We start from the raw sequence: 20,262 nt of genomic DNA on the forward strand, positions 1-20,262 counted from the left end.
CGATTCATGAAGATCAATCGGCAAATCATCGGCGACAACGAAGGATCTTTCGACAAGACCGATCTGGCGATCCTCCGTGTGCTGCTGCTGGACTCGCGCAAGACCCTGCAGGAGATCGGCAACGAGGTCGGCCTGTCGCCCACCAGCTGCTGGACGCGCATCAAGAAGCTCGAGGCCACGGGCGTGATCAAGCGCTACACCATCGACGTCGATCCGGGCAAGCTGGGCTATCACGACTCGGTGATCGTGCAGGTCACGCTCGAAAGCCACACCGACGAGACCCTCTACGACTTCGGCCGCGTGCTGGCCACCATTCCCGAGATCCAGGAGGCCTACCTGGTGTCGGGCGACTACGACTACTACATCCGTATCGCCGTGCGCGACACGCGCGACTACGAGCGCCTGCTGCGCGAAAAGCTCTACAAGATTCCCGGCATCCGGCACAGCAAATCGCACTTCGTGCTGCGGGTCTTGAAGGAAACCAGCGTGCCGCTGATCTGAGGGTGCGAACATCGCGGGGCACTGGAACTCCCCAAAGGATCTTCGGATGTTCGACTTCTTCAAGAAAAAACCCCCGGCCGCAGCGGAAGCGGGCCGCGCGGCCCCGCCGCTCCCCTCGCCGCTTGCCGGCCGCGACGGGCACCTGGGCGCCATCGAGGCGATCACGCTCGACGGCACCATGTACTTCTTCGGCTTCGACTTTCGCAGCGACCTCGTGCTGTCGCCCCTCATTGCCGACCCCGCGCTCATGGCCCGCTTCGCTAGCCGGCACATGACGCAGCGCGACGGCACGCACGACGAGGCCTACTGGCGCGAGCTCGTGGGCTATGCCGCCGAAGGCTCTGAGTTGTGCACCGAAGACGACGGCCGCGCCTTCGACAGCCAGGCGCTGGCCGCCACCATGGCCCGCCTGGCCCATGTGCGCCGCGAAGGCACGCCCGAGCCAGGCTTTACCGTCGAATACCACCTGCGCTACCTGCTGGGCGCGGCGGGCGGCTGGAGCGTGCCCGAAGAAGCCGGCGCCGAAGACTCCGACCTGTGGATCGCCCAGATCGCCGGCGACGAGCCGCTGGCCGGGAGCGCCACGCTGCAGGAAGTTGCCGCGCGGCTGCAGGCGCACCTGAACGCGCTGGTCGACGCCGCGCCCGGCAACTGGGCGACGCTGTTCGCAGTGCTGAAACGCTGAGGCCCGGCGTCAGAGCCGGATCAGCTCGACCCGCCGGTTCTTCGCCCGCCCCGCTTCGTTGTCGTTGGGCGCCACCGGCTCGGCCGCGCCGGCGCCGCGCGTGGTAAAGCGGCGCGGGTCCACCCCGGCCTTCACCAGCACCGCGATCACCGCCAGCGCGCGGCGCTTCGACAGGTCGTCGTTGTGCCTGGCTTCGCCTTGCGCGTCGGTGTGGCCCACCACCGACAGCTTGAGCGGCGGGTTGTTGCGCATGAGCTTCGTCATTTCGTCGAGCGTGGGCTGCGACTCGGGCTTGATGATGTCCTTGTCGAGGTCGAACAGGATGCCGTAGAGGTTGATGCGCCCCGTCTCGGCCAGGCTCTTCTGCATGGCCGAGGCGTCGACGAACACGATCTTGTTGTCTTCCATCGCCTTGGTCTCGACCACGCGCACGAAGGCGTGGTTGCCGACATCGGCGTTGTGCTCGGCCAGCGCGATGCTGGCGTACACCGTGCCCGTGGGCCCGGTCTTCTTCGCGAGCAGGTAGCGGCCGCTCACCGCGAAATAGTTGCGCGCGTAGTCGCCCCGGCTGCCCAGGCGCGGCCACTCGGGGTTGTCGAAGGCCAGCGCAAAGTCGTAGGGCGTGGTCGTGTCCACGCTGTTGGGGCGCGGCTTGTAGCAAGACGCGTTGGCCGTGCCGCAGGTGAACAGCAGCTCGAAGCCCTTGGCCTTGAGGCTGGACTCGTAGTTGCGCTGCACCTCGAGCAGCGAGCGCTCCTTGGGCAGCTTGTAGAGATAGAGCGTGACCTTGCCCTCGACCGGCAGCAGCTCGGGCTTGCCGCCGGCCCAGTTCTGGAACGGCTCCTTGATGAGGCCCACCTCGTCGTAGGCGGCGGCCTTGTAGCCGTCGAGCACGGCGCCCTCGTAGCGGCCGACCAGCGGGTGGTCCTTGCCGGGCTCGGCGGCGAATGCGCCGGTGGCCAGCGACAGCAGGGCCGCGCCGGCCAGGCGGAGGAATCGGGTGCTGAAGGCGGTCTGTGACATCGAAGGCATCGGCAAGAGCGGCGATGCGCTGCATGCTAGGGAACGCAGCCGCTGTTGTGCATTCGACGGATGGCCTATGCCGTGGCCGGACCGCCATTCGATCGGAACGGCACGGAATGCGACCGGCGCCGCACCGAACGAAAGCAGCCGCGAACCTAGACTGGGCGTATTCCAACCACCGGGCCCCCGACATGCTTGCAAGACGCCTTCTCCTGTTGCGGGCCTTCACCGCGCGGAGCGCACGTTGAACGAACGCATCGGCGCACAACCGGACGCCGTCTCTCTGGCGCGAGACATCCACGTCCGGCAAGGCGTGGGCGCCACCGCGCACGTCCTGCAAGGCAGCGGTCTTGAAATACTTCGCGCCCGTGTCGAGCAGCCCGCGCTGATACTCGTCGACAGAGGCATCAAGGCCGTGCGGGCGGAAAGAGGCGCCTCGGTTCGGGCGTTGCCGGGGCAGGCCATCGTCATCGGCGGCAACCAGACGGTCGACTTCACCAACTCGGTCCCCGACGGCACGCACTATGAGGCGCGCTGGCTGCTCTTCGACCTTGCGCTGCTCGACGACCCCCACTACCTCGGCAGGTCCGCGCAGGCCACGCCTGCCAGCCAGAACTCGGCGCCGGTGCGCCTGCTTTCGCAGGTGCAGCCGCACCTGGTCAACGCCTTCGAGAACGCCAGGCAGGCACTGGCTCCCCAGGCAGGCATCCCCGATTCCGTCGTGCGACAGCGCCTGCTCGAAGTGATGCACTGGCTGCTGGAAGCAGGTGTCGTCTTGCACAGCGCTCCCGTGATCCCGAGCGTGTCGATCAAGGTGCGCGCGCTGATTGCCGGGCGCCTGGAGTGCGCGTGGACGGCCGAGCGTGTCGCCGGCGAACTGGCGCTGTCCGAGGCCACGCTGCGCCGCCGGCTCGCGGCGGAGGGCGCTTCGCTGACGCAGTTGCTGACAGACGCACGGATGTCCGCCGCACTCACGCTGCTGCAGGCGACGGCGCAGCCCGTGTCCGACATTGCGCGCGCCGTGGGCTACGAATCGCCCTCCCGCTTCGCCGTGCGGTTCCGCCAGCGCTTCGGCTTTGCACCGACGGCGGTTCGGGGCCACGAGCGGCCATGAACACGCCGACTGAAAACTTCACCCACCCGAGAAACCCATGATCAAGATCCACCACCTCGGCCACGGCCAATCCGAACGCGTCGTCTGGCTCTGCGAAGAGCTGGGCCTTCCCTACGAGCTTCGGCACTACACGCGCGACGCCGTCACCAGGCTCTCGCCGCCCGAACTCAAGGCGCGGCACCCGCTGGGCGCGGCGCCGCTGATCGAAGACGGCGACCTGCTGCTGGCCGAGTCGGCCGCCATCGTCGAATACATCATCGTGAAACACGGTGGTGGCCGGTTCAGCCCGGGCCCGGGCACGCGGACTACGCGGCCTTTCTCTACTGGTTCCACTTTGCCAATGGCAACCTGCAACCGGGAATGGGGCGCCTCATGCTGATCAACAGCGCGAAGCTGCCGGCGGACCATCCGGTGCGGGTGTCGGTGCAGGGCCGACTCGACCGCTTGCTGGCGCTCGTGGAGGCACGGCTGGGCGAGGTCCCCTACCTCGCGGGCCACGAGTTCACGGCGGCCGACATCATGAGCGTGTTCCCGCTCACCACGATGCGGCTGTTCCAGCCGGTCGACCTTGCGCCATATCCGAACATCCGCGCTTACTTGCAGCGCATCGGCGAGCGGCCCGCGTACCGCAGCGCAATGGCCAAGGGCGACCCGGACCTGACGCCGATGCTGAGCTGATCACCTCACGTCAGCGCATCAACGCATCAACGCATCAACGCATCAACGCATCAGCGTGTTCGACCGCAGCGTCTCGTCCAGCAGCTTGCGCGCCGTCTCGATGCCCGCCACCGGCAGCAGCTTGGGGTCGAGCAGGCCGACCTGCACCAGCACGCTGGCCTGGTCCCAGTAGATGTGCTCGTGGTAGAGCTTGTTGCCGCGGAACTTGATGACCGCCAGCAGCGGCACTTCCACGCGCTTGCCGGTGGGCGCCACGCCGGGCAGCATCCACGGAATTTCGGTGGTGTGCGTGAAGCTGAACAGCAGCTCGTCGACCACCTGCGTGGCGCCGATGGTGCGCGAGATCGACGTGAGTGCCGTATCGGGCGGGTTGCTGTTGACGAAGTGGTTCGTATAGAAGGCGTGCAGGTCCTTGTAGCCCACGCCGCCGGTCATGGTCGGGATGTGGTTGACGTAGGGCTCGGCCACCATGGTGCCCATGGTGTCGTTCACGTCGCGCGTGCCGAACTCGTATTCGCAGTGCTTGTCCCACAGCGCCGAGAGGTCGTAGTTCGGGCCGATGGCGTCCTTCAGCGTGGCGATGCTGCGCTCGTGCGCCATCAGCGCCGACGGCTTGTGGAAGTGCTCGCCGCCCGCGCGGGCAAAGGCGTGGTCCATGCCGGGGTACACATGGATCGACACGCCGGGCCGGCCCCGCAGCGTGGCCACGATGCGGTCGCGCGCCTCGGGCGGGCAGAACTTGTCGAGCTCGGCGACGTGCAGGGTCAGCGGGCACTTGATGTGGTCGGCCTCGTCCAGCGCGGCGTCGATGCCCACGCCGTAGTAGCCCACCACCGCGTCGGCATCGGTGCGGCAGGCGCTGAGGTACGCGAGCTTGCCGCCCAGGCAGAAGCCGAGCACGCCGACTTTCTTGTCGGCAACGTCGGTACGCGCGCGCAATGCGTCGATGGCGGTCTGCATGTCCTGCATGCCCTTGGCTTCGTCGAAGCCGCCGTACAGCGCGAAGGCGCGTTGCCAGTCGGCCTCGCTGTAGCCCAGCTCCACGTTCGGCTCCTGGCGCCAGAACAGGTCGGGCACCAGCACCACGTAGCCTTCTTCGGCGTAGTAGTCGGCCACCTCGCGCATGGTGTGGTTGATGCCGAAGATTTCCTGGGCAATGACAAGGCCCGGGCCGCTGCCCGCTTCGGGCAATGCCAGGTAGCCGCGGAAGCTGCCGCTGCCGTCGGCCGCCTGCATCTGGATGTACTGGCCCGAAGCCTGGGGATTTTTCTGCATGTGGGTTCTCCGTTCTATTGCAAACATTCCGGGTGCCGCGTCGTCACCTGGTAGTAGCCCGAGTGAAAGACCAGCGGCTCGCCCTCGAAGCGGTCGTAGCGCTCGACTTCGCCGATGAAGATGAGGTGATCGCCCCCGTCATACTGCCTGACATTGCGGCAGACGAAGCGCGCGATGACGTCGTTGAGCAACGGCACGCCCGCCGTGCCCTCGCAGCAGTCGACGCCGCCGAACTTGTCGGCCTGCGGCGTCGAGAACTGGCGCGACAGATGGTGCTGGTGCGCCGCCAGCACGTTGATGGCGAAATGGCTCGCGCCGGTGAAGTCCGCCACGCTCGGCGCGTTGCGCGCCAGGCTCCACAGCACCAGCGGCGGATCGAGCGACACCGACGAGAAGGAATTGGCCGTCATGCCCACGCGGCGCCCGTCGATGGCGCGCGTGGTGATCACGGTCACGCCGGTGCTGAACTGGCCCAGCGCCTTGCGGAAGTCGCGTCGGTCGAAGCGGTCGACCGCGGCCTCGCGCGCCCTGGCTTCGAGAAAACGATCGGTCTCCGCCGCATCGAACCACCAGGGCGCGAAGGCGCGCGGATCGTCGAAGCCGTTGACCACGGTGCTCGCGACCGAGGGCATGTGCGTCGCGCTTTGCAGCAGCTTGTGCAGGTGCGGCCTGGGCGGCGCGAGCAGGCTGTGGGTCCAGTCGGTGGCCCAGCGCGCATAGCCTTCCCAGTAGCGGTCGAAGGTCTGCTGCATCCACGCCGCGTCGAAGGGCGCATCGCCGTTTTCGAGAATGCGCTTGAGGTAGATGTCGGCGGACTTGGCCGCGTTGTTCGAGCCCTGCCCCGTGATCGGGTCGTTGAGCACCACCACGTCGGCCAGGCCCAGCACCTTGCGGCCCGAGGGCAGCGTGGCCACCGGCTTGCGTACCGTGGGCGCGAAGCTGCCGACCAGCACGCCGTTGTCGTCGGTCAGCTCGATGTCCTGGCAGCGCTCGGCCTCCCATGGCAGGAACGTCTCGAGGATCCGCTTGCTGCGCGCCAGGTGTTCCCGCGGCGTGGTCACGTCGGCCCAGCAATCCATCGGCCCGCCGGGCACGCCTTCGAACACCATGATCTCGCACGGCCCGGAGGTCGTGAGCGCGGGGAACACGAAGTACTCGCCCACGCCCGGAATCAGGTTGAAGCACACGGCCGGGAACGGCGCGCGCGACTTCATGCCCTTCACGTAGGTCAGCGCCAGCACGCGCTGCGGTGCGTCGAACGGCGAGCGCTCGTCGTCGCGCGCGAAGAGCTTCGAGATCTCGCCCTTGCCGCTGGCCACCACCACGAGGTCGTGCGTGCGCGCGCAGGCTTCCAGCGCGTCGAGCCCCACGTCCTGCAGCACGAGCCGGCCGCCGCGCCGCTCGAAGGCGTCCATCCAGCCGGGGATCTTCAGGCGCTGGTCGACCGACTGCGCCGCGCCGTCGAGCCTGGCGCTCCATTCGATGGCCTTGCCGCCCTCGGGGTTGCGCACCGTCATGCCGATGCCTTCCACGCGCGGGCATTCGCGGGCCCAGAAGTCGAGCCCGAGTTCGCGCTCGGTCTGCAGCGCGGTCTCGAACATGCACTGGCTCGACATCACCGGCCCCTCGAAGATCTCCAGCGCGCCGCGGTTCGAGAACACCGTGACTTCATGCCCGGCCGCCTGCAGGCCCAGCGCAAGCTGCATGCCGGACTGCCCGGCGCCGACGATGGCGACGCTTCTCGTCATGGCTTCAGGCAGCCACGGCCGCGGCGGCGCAGGTGTCGATGTAGCGGTCGGCCTCCACCGGGTCCGCGAACCAGGGGAAGAAGGTGCGCGGATCGTCGAAGCCGTTGGCAAAGGCGCTGGCCAGCGTCGGCATCGCGCCCGCGCTGCCGAGCAGCTTGAGCACGTGGGGCGGCGGCGGCGTGAGCAGCATGTTGGTCCACTGCGTGACCCACTGCGAATAGCCGAACCAGTAGCGGTCGAAGGTCTGCTGCATCCACGAGGCATCGGCCACGCCGTCGCCGCGCGCAAGGATGCTCTTCAGGTACACGTCGGCGCACTTGGCCGCGTTGTTCGAGCCCTGGCCGGTGATCGGGTCGTTGAGCACCACCACGTCGGCCAGGCCCAGCACCTTGCGCCCCGAGGGCAGCGTGGCGATCGGCTTGCGCACCGTGGGCGCGAAGCGGCCCGCAAGAATGCCGTTGTCGTCGGTCAGCTCGATGTCCTTGCAGCGCTCGGCCTCCCAGGGCGTGAAGGTGTCCAGGATCCACTTGCTGCGCGCCAGGTGCTCCTGCGGCGTCTTCACGTCGGCCCAGCAGTCCATCGGCCCGCCCGGAATGCCTTCGAACACCATGATCTCGCACGGGCCCGTGGTCGTGAGCGCGGGGAACACGAAGTACTCGCCCACGCCGGGAATCAGGTTGAAGCACACGGCCGAGAACGGCTCGCGCGGCTTCATGCCCTTCACGTAGGTCAGCGCCAGCGCGCGCTGCGGCTTGTCGAAGGTCGACTTGTGGGCGTCGCGCTCGAAGAGCTTCGAGATTTCGCCCTTGCCGCTGGCCACCAGCGTGAGGTCGTGGGTCTGCGTGCAGGTCTCCAGCTCGTCGATGCCCGCGTCCTTGAAGACCAGCTCGCCACCCTTCTTCTGGAACTCGGCCATCCACGCGGGAATCTTCACGCGCTGGTCGACCGACTGCGCGCTCGAGTGCAGCCGCGCCGCCCAGTCGATGGCCCTGGCGCCCTTCTGCTCGGGGTGCGGCACGGCCAGGCCGATGCCGTCGACCGTGGGGCATTCCCTGGCCCACTGGTCCAGCCCCAGGTCGCGTTCGATCTGCAGCGAGGTGTTGAACATGCATTGGCTGGACATCACCTTGCCGTGGCGGATGTCGTCGCCCGTGCGGTTGCTGAACATGGTGACCTCGTAGCCCGCGCCCAGCAGGCCGAGCCCCAGTTGCAGGCCCGACTGGCCCGCGCCGACGATGGCGATTCGCTTCATGAGTTGGCTCCTTGCTTTCTTAGTCCATCAGTTTGGGAATGGCCGGCACGGCCTGCTCGGGGCCCATGGCCGCGTAGCCGCCGTCCACCGCGTAGTCGGCGCCGGTCACGAAGCTCGCGTGGTCCGAGCACAGGAACAGCACCACCTGCGCCACCTCGTCCGGGTCGCCCACGCGCCCCAGCAGGTGGAACGGCGCGGCCACGCGGTCGGTCTTGGCGCGGTCGCCGTTGCTCAGTCGGTCCATCACGGCCGACCACGTCCAGCCCGGCGACACGCTGTTCACGCGGATGCGGTCGCCCGCCAGGTCCATCGCCATGTTGCGGGTGAGCTGCGCCATCGCGGCCTTGCTCACCGGGTAGAGCCAGCGCCCCGTCTGCGCCACGCGCGAGAGATGCTCGTGAAATTGACCACCGCGCCGCCGCCCGCCGCCACCATGTGCGGGTGCACGGCCTGCAGCATGGCCACGGCGCTGGCAACGTTCACGTTGAACGAGGTGAGCCATTCGGCGCGCGGCGACTTGAAGCCGTCGTCCACGTAGGAGCACGCCAGGTTCACCAGAAAGTGCACGCCGCCGTGCCGCTCGGCGGCCCGCGCCACGCACGCCGCCACCTGGGCGTCGTCGGTGATGTCGGTCTGCACGAAGAGCGCGCCCGCGCCCAGCGAATCCGCCAGCGCCTGGCCGTTGGCGGCGTCGATGTCGGCGACCACCACTTTCACCCCGGCCGCGTGCAGCGCGCGCACCACGCCGGCCCCTATCAACGTGGCACCGCCGGTGACGATGGCGCTCTTGCCTTCGAGTCCCTTGAACATGACGCTTGCTCTCCTTCCTTGGTGGATCGGTTCGACCAGACCGGGCTGGCCTGTGGGGTCGTACGTTAGGAGGTGAAGAGGCGCAGGCGCATCCCGCAAGCGCAGTCGCTGTCCCTGGCGCGCATGTTTTTGGGCCGAGGGGCGATCCGAATTGTGGGCGGGGACGGTTTTTGCTACGGTCATCCGGCCCCCCATGGAAACCGCCGCCATCACCCCACGGCTGCCTCTGCAGCGCTACCGACTGTTCGAAAGCCACGACATGGACGAGGCGCGCGAAAGCGTGGCCCGCGTGTTCTGCCCGCACGGCCTGACCATGCTGCGCCCGCGCACCGAACTCGACGCCTGCCACCACAGCGCCCGCCTGGACCGGAACGTGAGCCTCAATTACGTGCAGTACGGGCCCGGCGTGCAGATCGACCCGGGCTACCTGCAAGACTTCTTCCTGCTGCAGATTCCGCTGCGCGGCGGCGCCGACATCCGCTGCGGCGCGCAGCAGGTCGAGGCCACGCCCAGCCTGGCCTCGCTGCCCTCGCCCACCGAGCCGCTGTCGATGCGCTGGGCCGACGACAGCCCGCACCTGATCGTGCGGCTGGCCCGCCCGGCACTGCTGTCGCGGCTGGAAGCATTGCTGCAGGCGCCGCTGCGGCAGGCGCTGGTGTTCGACCTGGGCGTGCCGCTGGACAACCCCGCGCTGGCGCCGCTGGTGCACTTCATCGACTACCTGCGGCTCACGCTCGACGCCGGCAATGCGCTGCAGGCCGGCAATCGCCTGGCCGAGCATGCCGAGGAATACCTGATGTCGAGCCTGCTGATGTCGGCGCGGCACAACCACTCGGCCGCGCTGGCCGGCGATGCCCAGCGCGGCTTGGTGCCGCGCGTGGTGCGCAAGGCGCAGGAGTTCATGGCCGCGCACGCCGAGCAACCCGTGTCGCTGGCGGACGTGTGCCGCGAGGTCGGCTGCAGCGCGCGCGCGTTGCAGCTGGCATTTCGCCAGCACGCGGGCCAGGGGCCGATGGAATTCCTGCGGGAACTGCGGCTCGACAGGGTGCGGGCCGACCTGCAGGCGTGCGCGCAAGGCGATGCCGGTGGCGTGCGCGAGGCGGCGGAAAAATACGGTTTTCTGCACCTGGGCCACTTCGCGGCGCAATACCGCGCGCGCTTCGGCGAAAGGCCCTCCGAGACGCTGGCGCGTGGGTCGCGCGCTGGCTGAGTCACGTTATGATTGAGAATGGTTCTTATCCCGTGCGGGCCAGAACAAGATAACGCCCACCCCGCACAGCGAGAAGAACGTTCGCGGCGACCACCCGGCGCCGCTGTTCGGCAAGAGCCACGAGGCCGGCACAGCCGGTGCTCCGCCTGTTGTTTTGAACCATGACATGACGACTGCTTCGACCCTTTCCCGCTCCCATGTGGCCTGGCGCATTGCCGCGGGCATGCTCGGCGGCTACGCCTTCACCTGGGGCTTCATCGCCCTGGCCATCGGCCTGCTGTTCGCAGCCCGCATGGAGTTCCACGACGCCGAGGCGCTGGGCTACATCGTCGGCTTCATCGTTTTCCTGGTCGCGTTCCTGTGGGCCTTCGCGGCGCGCAGCCTGGCGCGTGTGTGGCTGGTGCTGGCCGGCGGCGGTGCGCTCATGACAGGCGCTGCCTGGCTGGTGCAGCGCGCGCTGCTTTGACGGGCGCACCGCGCACAAGGAGACCTTCGTCCGTGTTCCAGAATTTCCGCCTTTCGATGGCATGGCTGCACACGTGGTTCGGCCTCGTGATGGGCTTCGTGCTGATGGCCGTCTTCTTCTTCGGCTCGCTGTCGGTGTTCGACCGCGAGATCGACCGCTGGGCCATTCCCGCGACGCGCTTCGCGCCGCAGCCCATGCCCTCGTTCGACAAGATGCTGTTGCCCGTGTTCCAGGACATGAAGCCCAGCGCGCTGAGCATCGAGCAGGCCCGCAGCCGCGTGAACGGCCCCATGGCCGACAGCTTTCCGGTGGTCAAGAGCTGGGGCGCGTACACCACGCACCGCGACCCGGTGCTGAGCCTGTTCGCCAGCTATGAACTGCCCAACGCCAAGGACCCCGAGGACAGCGTCTTCGGTGACCGCACCATCGACCCGCGCACCGGCAAGTCGCTGCCCGACGACCACCTGAAGATCGGCAGCCAGTTCTTCTACCCGCTGCACTACAGCCTGCACCTGGAATGGAAGAACCTGGGCTACTTCATCGTCGGCTTCGCGGCGCTCGTGATGCTGGTGGCGCTGGTCAGCGGCGTGGTGATGCACCGCAAGATCTTTCGCGAGCTCTTCACCTTCCGACCGCGCAAGCACACGCAGCGCAGCACGCTCGACCTGCACAACCTGACCGGCGTGGTGGCCCTGCCCTTTCACTTCATCTTCGCGTTCTCGGGGCTGGTGATCTTCGGCAGCATCTACTTTCCGCTGACCGACACGCAGCTCAAGCCGCTGCACGACCTGCACGAAAAGCACGAGGCGCTGGAAACCGGCCTGCCGCACGACCGCGCGGGCACGCCCGGCACGCTGGCCTCGGTCGACGCCATGGTGGCCGAGGCGCGCCGCCGCTGGGCCGCCAAGGACATGGCCGGCGACGTCGGCTTTCTCAGCGTGCAGCACGTGGGCGACGCCAACAGCTACGTGAGCGTGTACCGCGCGGGCACCGACCGCATCGCGCTGACCGGCGAAGGCATCCACTTCAAGGCCTCGACCGGCGAGGTGCTGCGCGAAGACCCGCCGCTCACGCCCGTGGCCAGCGTCAACACCTTCCTCACCGGCCTGCACCTGCAGCACTTTCGCCACTGGCTGCTGCGGTGGCTGTACGTGCTGGGCGGGCTGTCGGGCTGCGCGTGCATTGCCACCGGTTTCATCTTCTTCGTGGAAAAGCGCAAGCGCCAGCACGCCAGGCAGGAACGCGGCGGCGCACGCTGGTCGATGCGTTCGCGGTGACCACCGTGACGGGCATGCTCGTGGCCACGCTCGCGATGCTGATCGGCAACCGCCTGCTGCCCGACGATTTGCCGGCGCGCGGCGACTGGGAAAAGTACATCTTCTGCGGCGCATGGCTGATCGCGTTCGCGCACGCCATCTGGCGCACCGCGCCGGTGGCCGAAGCGCGCATGGCGCCGGCCTGGGCGGAGCAGTGCTGGGCCGTCGCCGTGATGGCCGTGGCCGCGGTGCTGCTGAACTGGGTGACCACGGGGGACCACCTGCTGCGCACGATCGGCGCGGGCTACTGGCCCGTGGCGGGTGTCGACCTGTTCATGCTCGCGAGCGCGGCGGTCGCGGTGGTGGCTGCGCGCAAGCTCGCTCGCGGTGCCGGCGCCGGCGTGGCCCCTGCCGTGGCCGCGCCGCGCGCGCCGTCCGCTGTCGTCGAGGAGAGCGCCCGTGCCTGACGCCCTTCTCCTGCTGCTGGCCGTGGCCGCCAACATCGCCGGCCTGGGCTGGCTGGCGCTGGCCATGGACGTCATTGGGAACAGGCGTTCGGTGCGGTGCCGGCGCCGCGCGGCACCGTCGTGCTGCTGCGCGTGCTGGGCGTGTCGGGGCTGGTGGTGTCGCTGCTGCTGTGCCTGGCGGTCGATCACGCGTCGATGGCCGCGCTGGTGTGGTTCATGACGCTGGCCGGCGCTGCACTGACCATCGCGTTCACAGCCGCCTGGAAGGCGCATTGGCTGAGCCTGCTGGTGGCCTGGGTGCGGCCGGCGCCGGCGCGGTAGCCGGCCTGCATGCGGCGGGCGCCGGGTCGATCAACCCTGCCCCGCGCCTTCGGCCACGTGCCAGGGCGCGGCGCAATCCCGGTGCACATGACGCTGCTTCGTGGGCGTGAAAGGCGTGTCGAGCGTGCCCAGCGAGAACGAGATCCAGCCGGCCGCCTCGCCATGCGTGCTGTGCCAGGTCAACGGTGAGCCGCACAGGGAACAGAACGTTCGCGTGACGCCGGGCGACGATTCGCGGCTGCGCACCGCCTCGGCGCCGGCCACCACCGCGAAGTCGCCCACCGGCACGCTCGCGTAAGTGCCAAACGCCGCGCCGTGCGCCTTGCGGCACATGCCGCAGTGGCAATGGGAAACCGCCCTGGCCCTTGAGCGCGCTTCGTACTTGACGACGCCGCACAGGCAACTGCCGACAAGAAGCGGGCTCGATTCGGTGTTCATGCGCGTGTGCCTCAGTCCGTTGCGCAGGCTTCGCGCGCTCCCAGGGCCTTGCGCGCGATGCGCCCGAAGGCCTTGTCGTTCCAGACGAAGCGCTCTTCGTAGCAGCGGTCGCCGTCATGGTCTTCCCACTTCGCGACGACGAGGCGGCTGTCAGGCCGGTAGCTCAGGTTCATTTTTGCGAATCCTCCGGGTTCATTGTTCTGCGGAATCGCGAAAGTCTAAGCGCGAAGACAACGCCTACAGGCTCCCGGCGATGCGTTCGCGCAGCCACCGGTGGCCCGGGTCGCGGTGCTTGCGCTCGTGCCAGAGCATCGCCATTTCGTAGCCCGGCACTTCGAGCGGCGCCTCGATGATGCGCAGCCCCGCTGCGCCGCGCGCCAGCCGCTCGGGCAGCATCGCGACCATGTCGGTGCCGGCCAGGGCCGACATCATGAAAAGAAAGTGCGGCACCGACAGCACCACGCGCCGCGTGAGGCCCTGCCGTGCCAGCGCCTCGTCGGTCGGCCCGGCAAAACCGCCGCCGCCCAGCGACACCACCACGTGCTCCAGCGCGCAGAACTGCGCGAGCGTCGGGCGCCGCTTCAGGCGCGGATGGCCGGCCCGCCCGGCCAGCACATAGCGCTCATGGAACAGCACCCGGTGGTGCAGGCCGGGCGCCGCGCCCACGCTGGTGTGAAAGAACAGGTCGACCTCCGAGTTCTCCAGCTGCCGCGCCATGCGCGACGGCACCGCCTCCACCACCGCCAGCCGCGTGTGCGGCGCCTCGGCACGCAGCCTGGCCAGCGCCGGCAGCAGGATGGCCGACTCGGCGTAGTCGGCCGCGGCCACGCGCCAGGTGGTCGTCGCCTCGGCCGGATCGAACGGCCTGGTGGGTGCCACCGCGCGGCCCAGCGCCTGCAGGGCCTCGCGCAAGGGCTCGCGCAATTCGTCGGCCCGCGCCGTGGGCCGCATGCCGCGCTGCGCGGGCAGCAACAGCGGGTCGTTGAAGGCTTCGCGCAGCTTCGCGAGCTGCACGCTCACCGAGGGCTGCGACAGGTTCAGCCGCTCGGCGGCGCGTGTCACGTTGCGCTCGGCCAGCAGGGTGTCCAGCGTGACGAGCAGGTTCAGGTCGAGGCGGTTGAAATTGTTCATAGCAATTCCTGGAATTCAGACTATTCATTTCCAATATATCGCCTCGCTGCCTAAGCTCGGGTCTTCCTCATTCGAACCCGTGTGAAACCGTGAACATCCTGCTGGTCCTTGCCCATCCCGAACCCGCCTCGCTCAACGGCGCGCTCCATCGCTTCATGGCCGAACACCTGCGGGCCGCGGGGCATTCCGTGCAGACGTCCGACCTGTACGCCATGCGCTGGAAGCCCGCGCTCGACGCCGACGACTTTCCCGCCCGCGACAGTGCCGCGCGCTTCGACCCCGTGCGCGATTCGCTGCACGCCTTCCAGGGCGGCACGCAGACCGCGGACATCGCCGCCGAGCAGCGGAAGCTGCTGTGGGCCGACGCGGTGATCCTGCAGTTTCCGCTGTGGTGGTACTCGATGCCCGCCATCCTCAAGGGCTGGATCGAGCGCATCTACGCCTACGGTTTTGCCTACGGCGTGGGCGAGCATTCGGACACCCGCTGGGGCGACCGCTTCGGCCAGGGCGTGATGGCCGGCAAGCGCGCGATGGTGGTCACCACGACCGGCGGCTGGGCCTCGCACTACGCGCCGCGCGGCATCAACGGGCCGATCGACGACCTGCTGTTTCCCATTCACCACGGCGTCCTCTACTACCCCGGCTTCGACGTGCTGCCGCCGTATGTGGTGCATCGCACCGACAAGGTCGACCAGGCTGCCTATGCCCGCATCGAGGAAGAGCTGGGCCGGCGGCTCGACACGCTGTGGACCACCGACCCGATTCCGTTTCGCCCGCAGAACGCCGGGGACTACGAGATTCCCGCGCTCACCCTGCGCGCACACATCGCGCCGGGCGAGACGGGTTTTGCGGTGCATTCCACCGCAAAGCCCGCGCGGCTCGACTAGGGCAGCACCGGGTTGGCGGTCGCGTTGGCAATCGCCGCATCGGCGTCGACGCGCAGCATGAAGCGCCTGGCCACAAGGTCGTTGGCGGCGGCCGTCACGGCGGCCACGTAGCCGGCCTGGTCGGTGTAGCGCTCCTGCAGCGACAGGCGCGGATCGGCCCCGCGCAGCGCGGGCGTCTTCGCAAACGCAAAGTACGAACCGAACAGCCCCGCCTGGTCGATGCGCCCCGGCTGGTTCGTGGTGTTCCAGCCCGTGTTGGTGCCCACGGGCACGGCCACGTCGATGCTGCGGATGCCCGCGATGTCGTTGCCGTCGGCGTCGACCTGCGGCACCAGGATCGCGTAGTCGCGGCCCAGGTAGGCGGGCGGCACCTGCGTGGCGATGCCGCTCTCGTCCTGCGGCCGGTAGTTCGGGCCCCAGTCGAGCAGCGAGTAGCCGTTGACCAGCCCCGTGTAGCTCGCGCCCGGAATGGCCGGGAACCGCACCTGCGCCGGGCGCACCAGCGTGGCGTCGGCGATCCTGGGCACCTGGTTGTCGGGCGGCGTGGTGCCGTTGACGACCCAGTCCTCCAGGTTCTGGTAGAGCGCGCGCACGACCGGGATCACGCCCGTGTTGCCGTTGGTGGCATAGAGCGCGCCCGCGCTCGTGCCCGGCAGCGACGCCAGGCCCAGCAGGTGGTGCGAGCTGGCGTAGTAGTAGATGCGCGCGTTGCCGGGCTGCACGAGGTCGGCCGTGCCCCAGGCGTCGGTCAGCAGCGGCGAGCCCTGCAGCGTCCAGAACTCGGTGCCGCTGAAGCCGATGAACAGCTTGGGGCAGGTGCCGCCCGCCTCGCAGCGCGACAGGATGCCGCCGCGCCGCTGCGCCACGTCGTCCACGTAGTCCTTCGACAGGCCGCGCGTGCCGGCCTGGCCGAAGGCCGTGTGGTCGGTGCGCACGCCGCCGCCGCCACCGGGAATGGAAAAGCGCATGTTGATGTTGGTCTGCCGCGCCGCGATCTGCGCGAACACGCCGTCGAACACCTTCTGCCCCGCGCGGTCCTCGTTGAAGCCCAGGTGCACGAAGGTCTTCATGAAGTTGCCGCACTGCGAGACGCCCGAGGCAATGGTGTTGCGGATCGCCGCCGCCACGGGGTTGGCCGTGCCCGCGGCATCGGCGCTGTCGCGGTGGAAGAACGTGATCATGTCGCGCAACGCGGCAAGCCCCAGGCCCATCACCTTCGGGTCTTTCGCGATGTAGACCAGCTCGTAGATGTAGGCCGGGTCCCAGGCGTTCTTCAGGCACACGCTGGTCTCGTCGGGCGTGCCGGGGAACGGCGTGGCCGCGCCGCACTTCGCGAACTTCCAGTCGCTGGCGGGAACAAGCTGGCGCGCGTCGCCTTCGTTGATGCGGCGCGTGAGCACGTAGCCGGGCTTGGTGTTGTCCAGGCTCGCGGTCGCATAGGCCTGCATGGCCGCGTTGAATGGGCCACCGGGCAGCGGCAGCGAATCGTTCGTGGCCACGGTCGGCAGCAACTCGGCGCGGTAGGTGCCGGTGATGCTGCTGCCGTCGGCGTTCTTCGCCACCGGCACCTTGAGCGTGAGCTTGCCCGGCGCCGCCGGCACGTCGCCCTGCCATGCGGCCGTGAGGAACACATAGCCGCGCGACGCGAAGTACGGGTCGAGGTTGACGATGTTGCCGCGGTTCGGCGCGTCGTAGCGCAGCACGCCGCTGGCCTTGCGCATGTCCTTCGGCTTGAACAGCACGAAGTCCGAGCTGTACTCGACCTTGCCGTTGGCGTTGAGCGGCGCCAGCTGCAGGTCCTGGATGATGGCGTTGCGCGCGTCCTTCGGGTCGACCTCGCCCGTGAAGGTGCCGCTGACCTTTTCGTAGGCGCCCACGCTGCCGAAGGTACCGGGCACGTCTTCGGTCGCGGTGATGGCGAGCTTGAACTTGGGCGCGGCGGCTGTCACGGGCGGTGGTGTCGGCGTGGTGGTGGGCGGTGGCAGCAGCAAGCCGCCGCCTCCCCCGCCGCTGCCGCCGCATGCACTCAGAAAAAGGGCGGCCGAAGCCACCGTGGCAGCCCAGAGGCTCCAGCGTTTCATGGTTTTGTCTCCTGTTGTGTGTCTTGTGCTGTCGCGGCGCCGATCCCCGCTACGGCGCGCGGGCTACTCGGCCTCGATGCCGGCGGCCTTGACGATGCGGCCCCACTTCTGCGACTCGGCCGTCTGGAACTTCGCCAGCTCCTCGGGCGACGAGGTGAAGACCTCGGTGCCGGTAGGTTCGTAGAACGCGGTCTTCGCGGCCTCGCTCCTGGCGGCCTTCACGAGCAGTTCGTTCAGGCGCTTGACCACGGCGGGCGGCGTCCTGGCGGGCGCATAGGCCGCGAACCAGTAGCCCATTTCGTAGCCCTTCACGCCGGCTTCGGCAATGGTGGGTACGTCGGGCGCGAGCGGCGAACGCGCGGCGCTCGAAATGCCCAGCGCGCGCAGCTTGCCGGCCTTGACCTGCGGCAGGCCGGTGGCCGTGTCGGTGATCATCATGTTGATCTGGCTGCCCAGCAGGTCGGTGACGGCCAGCGTGTTGCTCTTGTAGGGCACGTGCAGCAGCTTGATGTCGGCCATCTGCTGCAGCAACTCGCCCGCCATGCGGCTGGACGAGCTGCCGCTGCCGAAGCTGTACTTGCCCGGCTCCTTCCTGGCCAGCACAATGAACTCGGCCACGCTCTTCGCGGGGAACGACGGGTTCACCACCATGATCTGGCCGCCCTTGCCGAGCGCGGTGACGGGCGCGAAGTCTTTCACCGGGTCGTAGGGCAGCTTCTTGAACAGGTGCTCGTTGGCCGCGTGCGTGGTGTTGGTGGTGATGAGCACCGTGTAGCCGTCGGCGGGCGCCTTGGCCACCGCTTGCGAGGCGATGAAGCCGCTGGCGCCGGCCTTGTTGTCGATGATGACGGCCTGCTTGGTTTCGGCCGCGATCTGGTTGCCGAGCGCGCGCGCGATCTGGTCGGTGGCGGTGCCCGCCGCGAACGGCACGACGAAGGTGATGGCCTTCTCGGGGAAGGCCTGTGCATGGCCCAGCAGCGGCGCGAGGGCCAGCGCGGTGGTCAGCACGGTGAGGGGAAATCGCTTCATTGTTTTGTCTCCGGATGGAATGGGTGAGTAAAAAAGAAAAAGAGCAGCAGCCGCTACGGCCCGGCCAGCAAGGGCTCGAGCGCGCGCGGCACGCGAATGGGCATGTCGAGCAGCAGGAAGGACAGCGCCTTGCCGTGTGCATCGAGGTTCAGCGCGTCGTTGACGCCGCCGTCGAGCACCGCGTCGAGCACGAAGTTCATGGCGTGCAGCTTCGGCAGCACGAAGCGCTGCACCTGCGACGGCGCGCGGTGGCGAAACTGCGCGGCCACGCGCTCGGGCGTGAGCTGTTCGAGCAGCAAGGGAAACAGGTCGGCATGCCAGGCGATCACGCTGATGTTGGAGCGGTCGCCCTTGTCGCCGGTGCGGCCGTGGGCCGCGCGGTACAGGGGCACGTCGACGGTGTCTTCAACGGCGTTGTTGTTCATGCCAGGTCCTCCGCGGCCAGCAGTTCGAAACGCACCGGCACCGCTTCGCGCGGCAGCAGGCACGACAGCGTGTTCAGGCGCGGCGTGAGCGCGGTGCGCACACCGCCGCCGCCGGCCGGGCCGCAGGTGTAGAGCGCCATCACTTCGCGCCCGAGCCGTTCGGCCTGCGCGCGGTCGGCATGCGTGGCCGCGACGCGCAGGCGCACGTCGCGCAGGCCGGTGTCGGGCGTGTCGGCCAGCGCGCGGCCCGCGTCGTCGCCGAGGATGCTCAGCGCGCCGATCAGGTCGACGCGCAGCGCCAGGCCCCCGAGGCGCTTCTTCAGCACGTCGGCCGCGAGCCGTGCCCGGCCTTCGGCGCGAGGACCCGCGTAGGAGATTTCGCCTTCGGCCAACCAGCCGCCTTCATGGCAGACGTTGACCTTGTAGCTGCCCGGCCGCGCGTGGCCGCGCACGCCGGAAAGCGCGACGCGGCTCTCGCCCGGCAGCGCGCGCACTTCGGCGTCGGCGATGTCGGCCACCACGTCGGGCGTCAGGTAGGCCGCAGGGTCGTGCACTTCGTAGAGCAGTTGCTCCTTCACCGTGGCCTCGGTCACGAGCCCGCCCGTGCGCTCGGCCTTGCCGATGACGCAGCCGCCGTCGGCGTCGATCTCGGCGATGGGAAAGCCCACGGATTCGAGCCCCGGCACGTCCTTGTACCCAGGGTCGGCGAAGTAGCCGCCGCAGACCTGCGCGCCGCATTCGAGCAGATGGCCGGCCATGGTGGCGCGGCCCAGCCGGTCCCAGTCGTCGGCGCGCCAGCCGAAGTGCGACATGGCAGGCCCCACCGTCAGCGACGGATCGGCCACGCGGCCGCACACCACGATCTGCGCGCCCGCGTCGAGCGCGGCGGCAATGGGTTCGGCGCCGATGTAGGCGTTGGCGCTGACCACGCGCAGCCCTTCCATCTGCGCGCCGAGCGCTTCGCCCAGCAACGCACGGTGCCCGGGCCCCGACAGGTCGTCGCCCTCCACCACCGCGATGCGCGGCGCGCTCGCGCCCAGTTCGCGCGCCATGCGGGCGATGTGCCGGGCGGCGGCGCGCGGGTTGGCCGCGCCGAAGTTGCTCACGATGCGGATGCCGTGCGCCAGGCAGCGCGCCAGCACGGGGCGCAGCATGTCGTCCAGCAGCGGCTCGTAGCCCGCGTCGGGGTCGTTGCGGCGGCGCAGTTGCGCCAGCGCCAGCGTGCGCTCGGCCAGCGTCTCGAAGATCAGGAACGCGCGCTGCCCCTGGGGCCCGGCGGCGAGCCGCGCGATCAGCGTGTCGACCACGGGGCCGGCGGCGTCGGTGCGGTCACCCGAGAAGCCGGCCGCGCAGCCGATCAGCAGCCTGGGCGGTTCAACAATGGAGTTCATTGCCGTGCACTGTAGGCAGCCGTCCATCATCCGTAAAATCGAAAATCCGGATCGATTGATCGGCTTTTCAAATA

Annotated in this window: 20 protein-coding genes and 3 pseudogenes; 10 read left to right on the forward strand and 13 right to left on the reverse strand. The window is 68.8% G+C overall.

Going from position 1 to position 20,262, the window contains the following annotated elements:
• Positions 1 to 6: 6 nt before the first annotated feature.
• Positions 7 to 501: an Lrp/AsnC family transcriptional regulator gene (locus tag BMG07_RS12470; RefSeq protein ID WP_198084832.1), complete on the forward strand. Its 495-nt coding sequence runs from the start codon at positions 7 to 9 to the stop codon at positions 499 to 501.
• A 46-nt stretch (positions 502 to 547) separates the two neighbouring features.
• Complete coding sequence (locus tag BMG07_RS12475) at positions 548 to 1,186, forward strand: hypothetical protein (RefSeq protein WP_198084833.1); 639 nt, start codon at positions 548 to 550, stop codon at positions 1,184 to 1,186.
• A gap of 9 nt (positions 1,187 to 1,195) precedes the next feature.
• Here BMG07_RS12475 and BMG07_RS12480 read toward each other — a convergent pair whose 3' ends face one another.
• Positions 1,196 to 2,209: an OmpA family protein gene (locus tag BMG07_RS12480; RefSeq protein ID WP_198084834.1), complete on the reverse strand. Its 1,014-nt coding sequence runs from the start codon at positions 2,207 to 2,209 to the stop codon at positions 1,196 to 1,198.
• On the opposite strand from BMG07_RS12480, the gene BMG07_RS12485 reads away from it, so the two are divergent.
• Genes BMG07_RS12485 through BMG07_RS41975 form a run of 3 tightly spaced genes read left to right on the forward strand, consistent with a single transcriptional unit; the run spans position 2,187 to position 4,001 of the window.
• Positions 2,187 to 3,323: a helix-turn-helix transcriptional regulator gene (locus BMG07_RS12485; protein ID WP_307866942.1), complete on the forward strand. Its 1,137-nt coding sequence runs from the start codon at positions 2,187 to 2,189 to the stop codon at positions 3,321 to 3,323. The two genes, BMG07_RS12480 and BMG07_RS12485, sit on opposite strands and share 23 nt — an antisense overlap.
• 37 nt (positions 3,324 to 3,360) lie before the next feature.
• Positions 3,361 to 3,702 (forward strand): glutathione S-transferase N-terminal domain-containing protein, encoded by a 342-nt coding sequence (locus BMG07_RS41970; RefSeq protein WP_269758894.1) that lies wholly within the window; start codon positions 3,361 to 3,363, stop codon positions 3,700 to 3,702.
• A complete protein-coding gene (locus BMG07_RS41975; protein ID WP_269758895.1) occupies positions 3,696 to 4,001 on the forward strand; it encodes a glutathione binding-like protein in 306 nt (101 codons plus the stop codon). Before BMG07_RS41970 ends, BMG07_RS41975 begins: the two co-directional genes overlap by 7 nt.
• A 42-nt stretch (positions 4,002 to 4,043) precedes the next feature.
• Here the strand turns inward: BMG07_RS41975 and BMG07_RS12495 are convergent, their stop codons facing one another.
• The 5 genes and pseudogenes from BMG07_RS12495 to BMG07_RS12510 form a co-directional block, all read right to left on the reverse strand.
• Complete coding sequence (locus BMG07_RS12495; protein WP_198084836.1) at positions 4,044 to 5,276, reverse strand: dienelactone hydrolase family protein; 1,233 nt, start codon at positions 5,274 to 5,276, stop codon at positions 4,044 to 4,046.
• A gap of 14 nt (positions 5,277 to 5,290) precedes the next feature.
• Positions 5,291 to 5,752, reverse strand: coding sequence for a flavin reductase family protein (locus BMG07_RS41980; RefSeq protein ID WP_269758902.1), 462 nt, complete (start codon positions 5,750 to 5,752; stop codon positions 5,291 to 5,293).
• 33 nt (positions 5,753 to 5,785) lie between these two features.
• Positions 5,786 to 7,024: pseudogene (locus tag BMG07_RS44060) on the reverse strand (styrene monooxygenase/indole monooxygenase family protein); the annotation flags it as partial.
• A 4-nt stretch (positions 7,025 to 7,028) separates the two neighbouring features.
• Positions 7,029 to 8,276: a styrene monooxygenase/indole monooxygenase family protein gene (locus tag BMG07_RS12505; RefSeq protein ID WP_198084838.1), complete on the reverse strand. Its 1,248-nt coding sequence runs from the start codon at positions 8,274 to 8,276 to the stop codon at positions 7,029 to 7,031.
• A gap of 19 nt (positions 8,277 to 8,295) precedes the next feature.
• Positions 8,296 to 9,086 (reverse strand): annotated as a pseudogene (locus tag BMG07_RS12510) (SDR family oxidoreductase).
• 193 nt (positions 9,087 to 9,279) lie between these two features.
• Between BMG07_RS12510 and BMG07_RS12515 the strand changes: the two are divergent.
• The 4 genes and pseudogenes from BMG07_RS12515 to BMG07_RS12530 all read left to right on the forward strand — a co-directional run bounded on the left by BMG07_RS12515 (position 9,280) and on the right by BMG07_RS12530 (position 12,806).
• Entirely contained in the window at positions 9,280 to 10,296 is a 1,017-nt protein-coding gene (locus tag BMG07_RS12515) for an AraC family transcriptional regulator (protein WP_198084839.1), read from the forward strand.
• Between the two features lie 166 nt (positions 10,297 to 10,462).
• The gene (locus BMG07_RS12520) at positions 10,463 to 10,762 is read left to right on the forward strand and encodes an iron uptake protein (RefSeq protein ID WP_198084840.1); all 300 of its coding nucleotides are present in this window, start codon (positions 10,463 to 10,465) and stop codon (positions 10,760 to 10,762) included.
• Between the two features lie 32 nt (positions 10,763 to 10,794).
• Positions 10,795 to 12,485: pseudogene (locus BMG07_RS12525) on the forward strand (PepSY-associated TM helix domain-containing protein).
• Positions 12,486 to 12,581: 96 nt separating this feature from the next.
• Entirely contained in the window at positions 12,582 to 12,806 is a 225-nt protein-coding gene (locus tag BMG07_RS12530; protein ID WP_307866943.1) for a DUF3325 family protein, read from the forward strand.
• A 30-nt stretch (positions 12,807 to 12,836) separates the two neighbouring features.
• Here the strand turns inward: BMG07_RS12530 and BMG07_RS12535 are convergent, their stop codons facing one another.
• The 3 genes from BMG07_RS12535 to BMG07_RS12545 form a co-directional block, all read right to left on the reverse strand.
• Positions 12,837 to 13,244: a GFA family protein gene (locus tag BMG07_RS12535; RefSeq protein ID WP_198084841.1), complete on the reverse strand. Its 408-nt coding sequence runs from the start codon at positions 13,242 to 13,244 to the stop codon at positions 12,837 to 12,839.
• Between the two features lie 11 nt (positions 13,245 to 13,255).
• Positions 13,256 to 13,417, reverse strand: coding sequence for a hypothetical protein (locus tag BMG07_RS12540; RefSeq protein WP_198084842.1), 162 nt, complete (start codon positions 13,415 to 13,417; stop codon positions 13,256 to 13,258).
• 64 nt (positions 13,418 to 13,481) lie between these two features.
• On the reverse strand, positions 13,482 to 14,375 hold the full coding sequence (locus BMG07_RS12545; protein WP_198084843.1) for a LysR family transcriptional regulator: 894 nt from the start codon (positions 14,373 to 14,375) through the stop codon (positions 13,482 to 13,484).
• 89 nt (positions 14,376 to 14,464) lie between these two features.
• Here BMG07_RS12545 and BMG07_RS12550 point away from each other — a divergent pair, with 89 nt between their 5' ends.
• On the forward strand, positions 14,465 to 15,262 hold the full coding sequence (locus BMG07_RS12550; RefSeq protein ID WP_198084844.1) for an NAD(P)H-dependent oxidoreductase: 798 nt from the start codon (positions 14,465 to 14,467) through the stop codon (positions 15,260 to 15,262).
• Here BMG07_RS12550 and BMG07_RS12555 read toward each other — a convergent pair.
• The 4 genes from BMG07_RS12555 to BMG07_RS12570 form a co-directional block, all read right to left on the reverse strand.
• On the reverse strand, positions 15,259 to 17,343 hold the full coding sequence (locus BMG07_RS12555; protein WP_198084845.1) for an alpha/beta hydrolase domain-containing protein: 2,085 nt from the start codon (positions 17,341 to 17,343) through the stop codon (positions 15,259 to 15,261). The genes BMG07_RS12550 and BMG07_RS12555 overlap by 4 nt on opposite strands.
• A gap of 63 nt (positions 17,344 to 17,406) precedes the next feature.
• Positions 17,407 to 18,372, reverse strand: coding sequence for a tripartite tricarboxylate transporter substrate binding protein (locus tag BMG07_RS12560; protein ID WP_198084846.1), 966 nt, complete (start codon positions 18,370 to 18,372; stop codon positions 17,407 to 17,409).
• Positions 18,373 to 18,425: 53 nt separating this feature from the next.
• Entirely contained in the window at positions 18,426 to 18,797 is a 372-nt protein-coding gene (locus BMG07_RS12565) for a hypothetical protein (protein WP_198084847.1), read from the reverse strand.
• Positions 18,794 to 20,188: an acyclic terpene utilization AtuA family protein gene (locus BMG07_RS12570; RefSeq protein ID WP_198084848.1), complete on the reverse strand. Its 1,395-nt coding sequence runs from the start codon at positions 20,186 to 20,188 to the stop codon at positions 18,794 to 18,796. The genes BMG07_RS12565 and BMG07_RS12570 overlap by 4 nt, the downstream gene beginning before the upstream one ends.
• Positions 20,189 to 20,262 lie beyond the last annotated feature (74 nt).

Origin of the sequence: Variovorax sp. E3, from assembly GCF_016082275.1 — a bacterium.
Lineage (GTDB): Bacteria > Pseudomonadota > Gammaproteobacteria > Burkholderiales > Burkholderiaceae_C > Variovorax.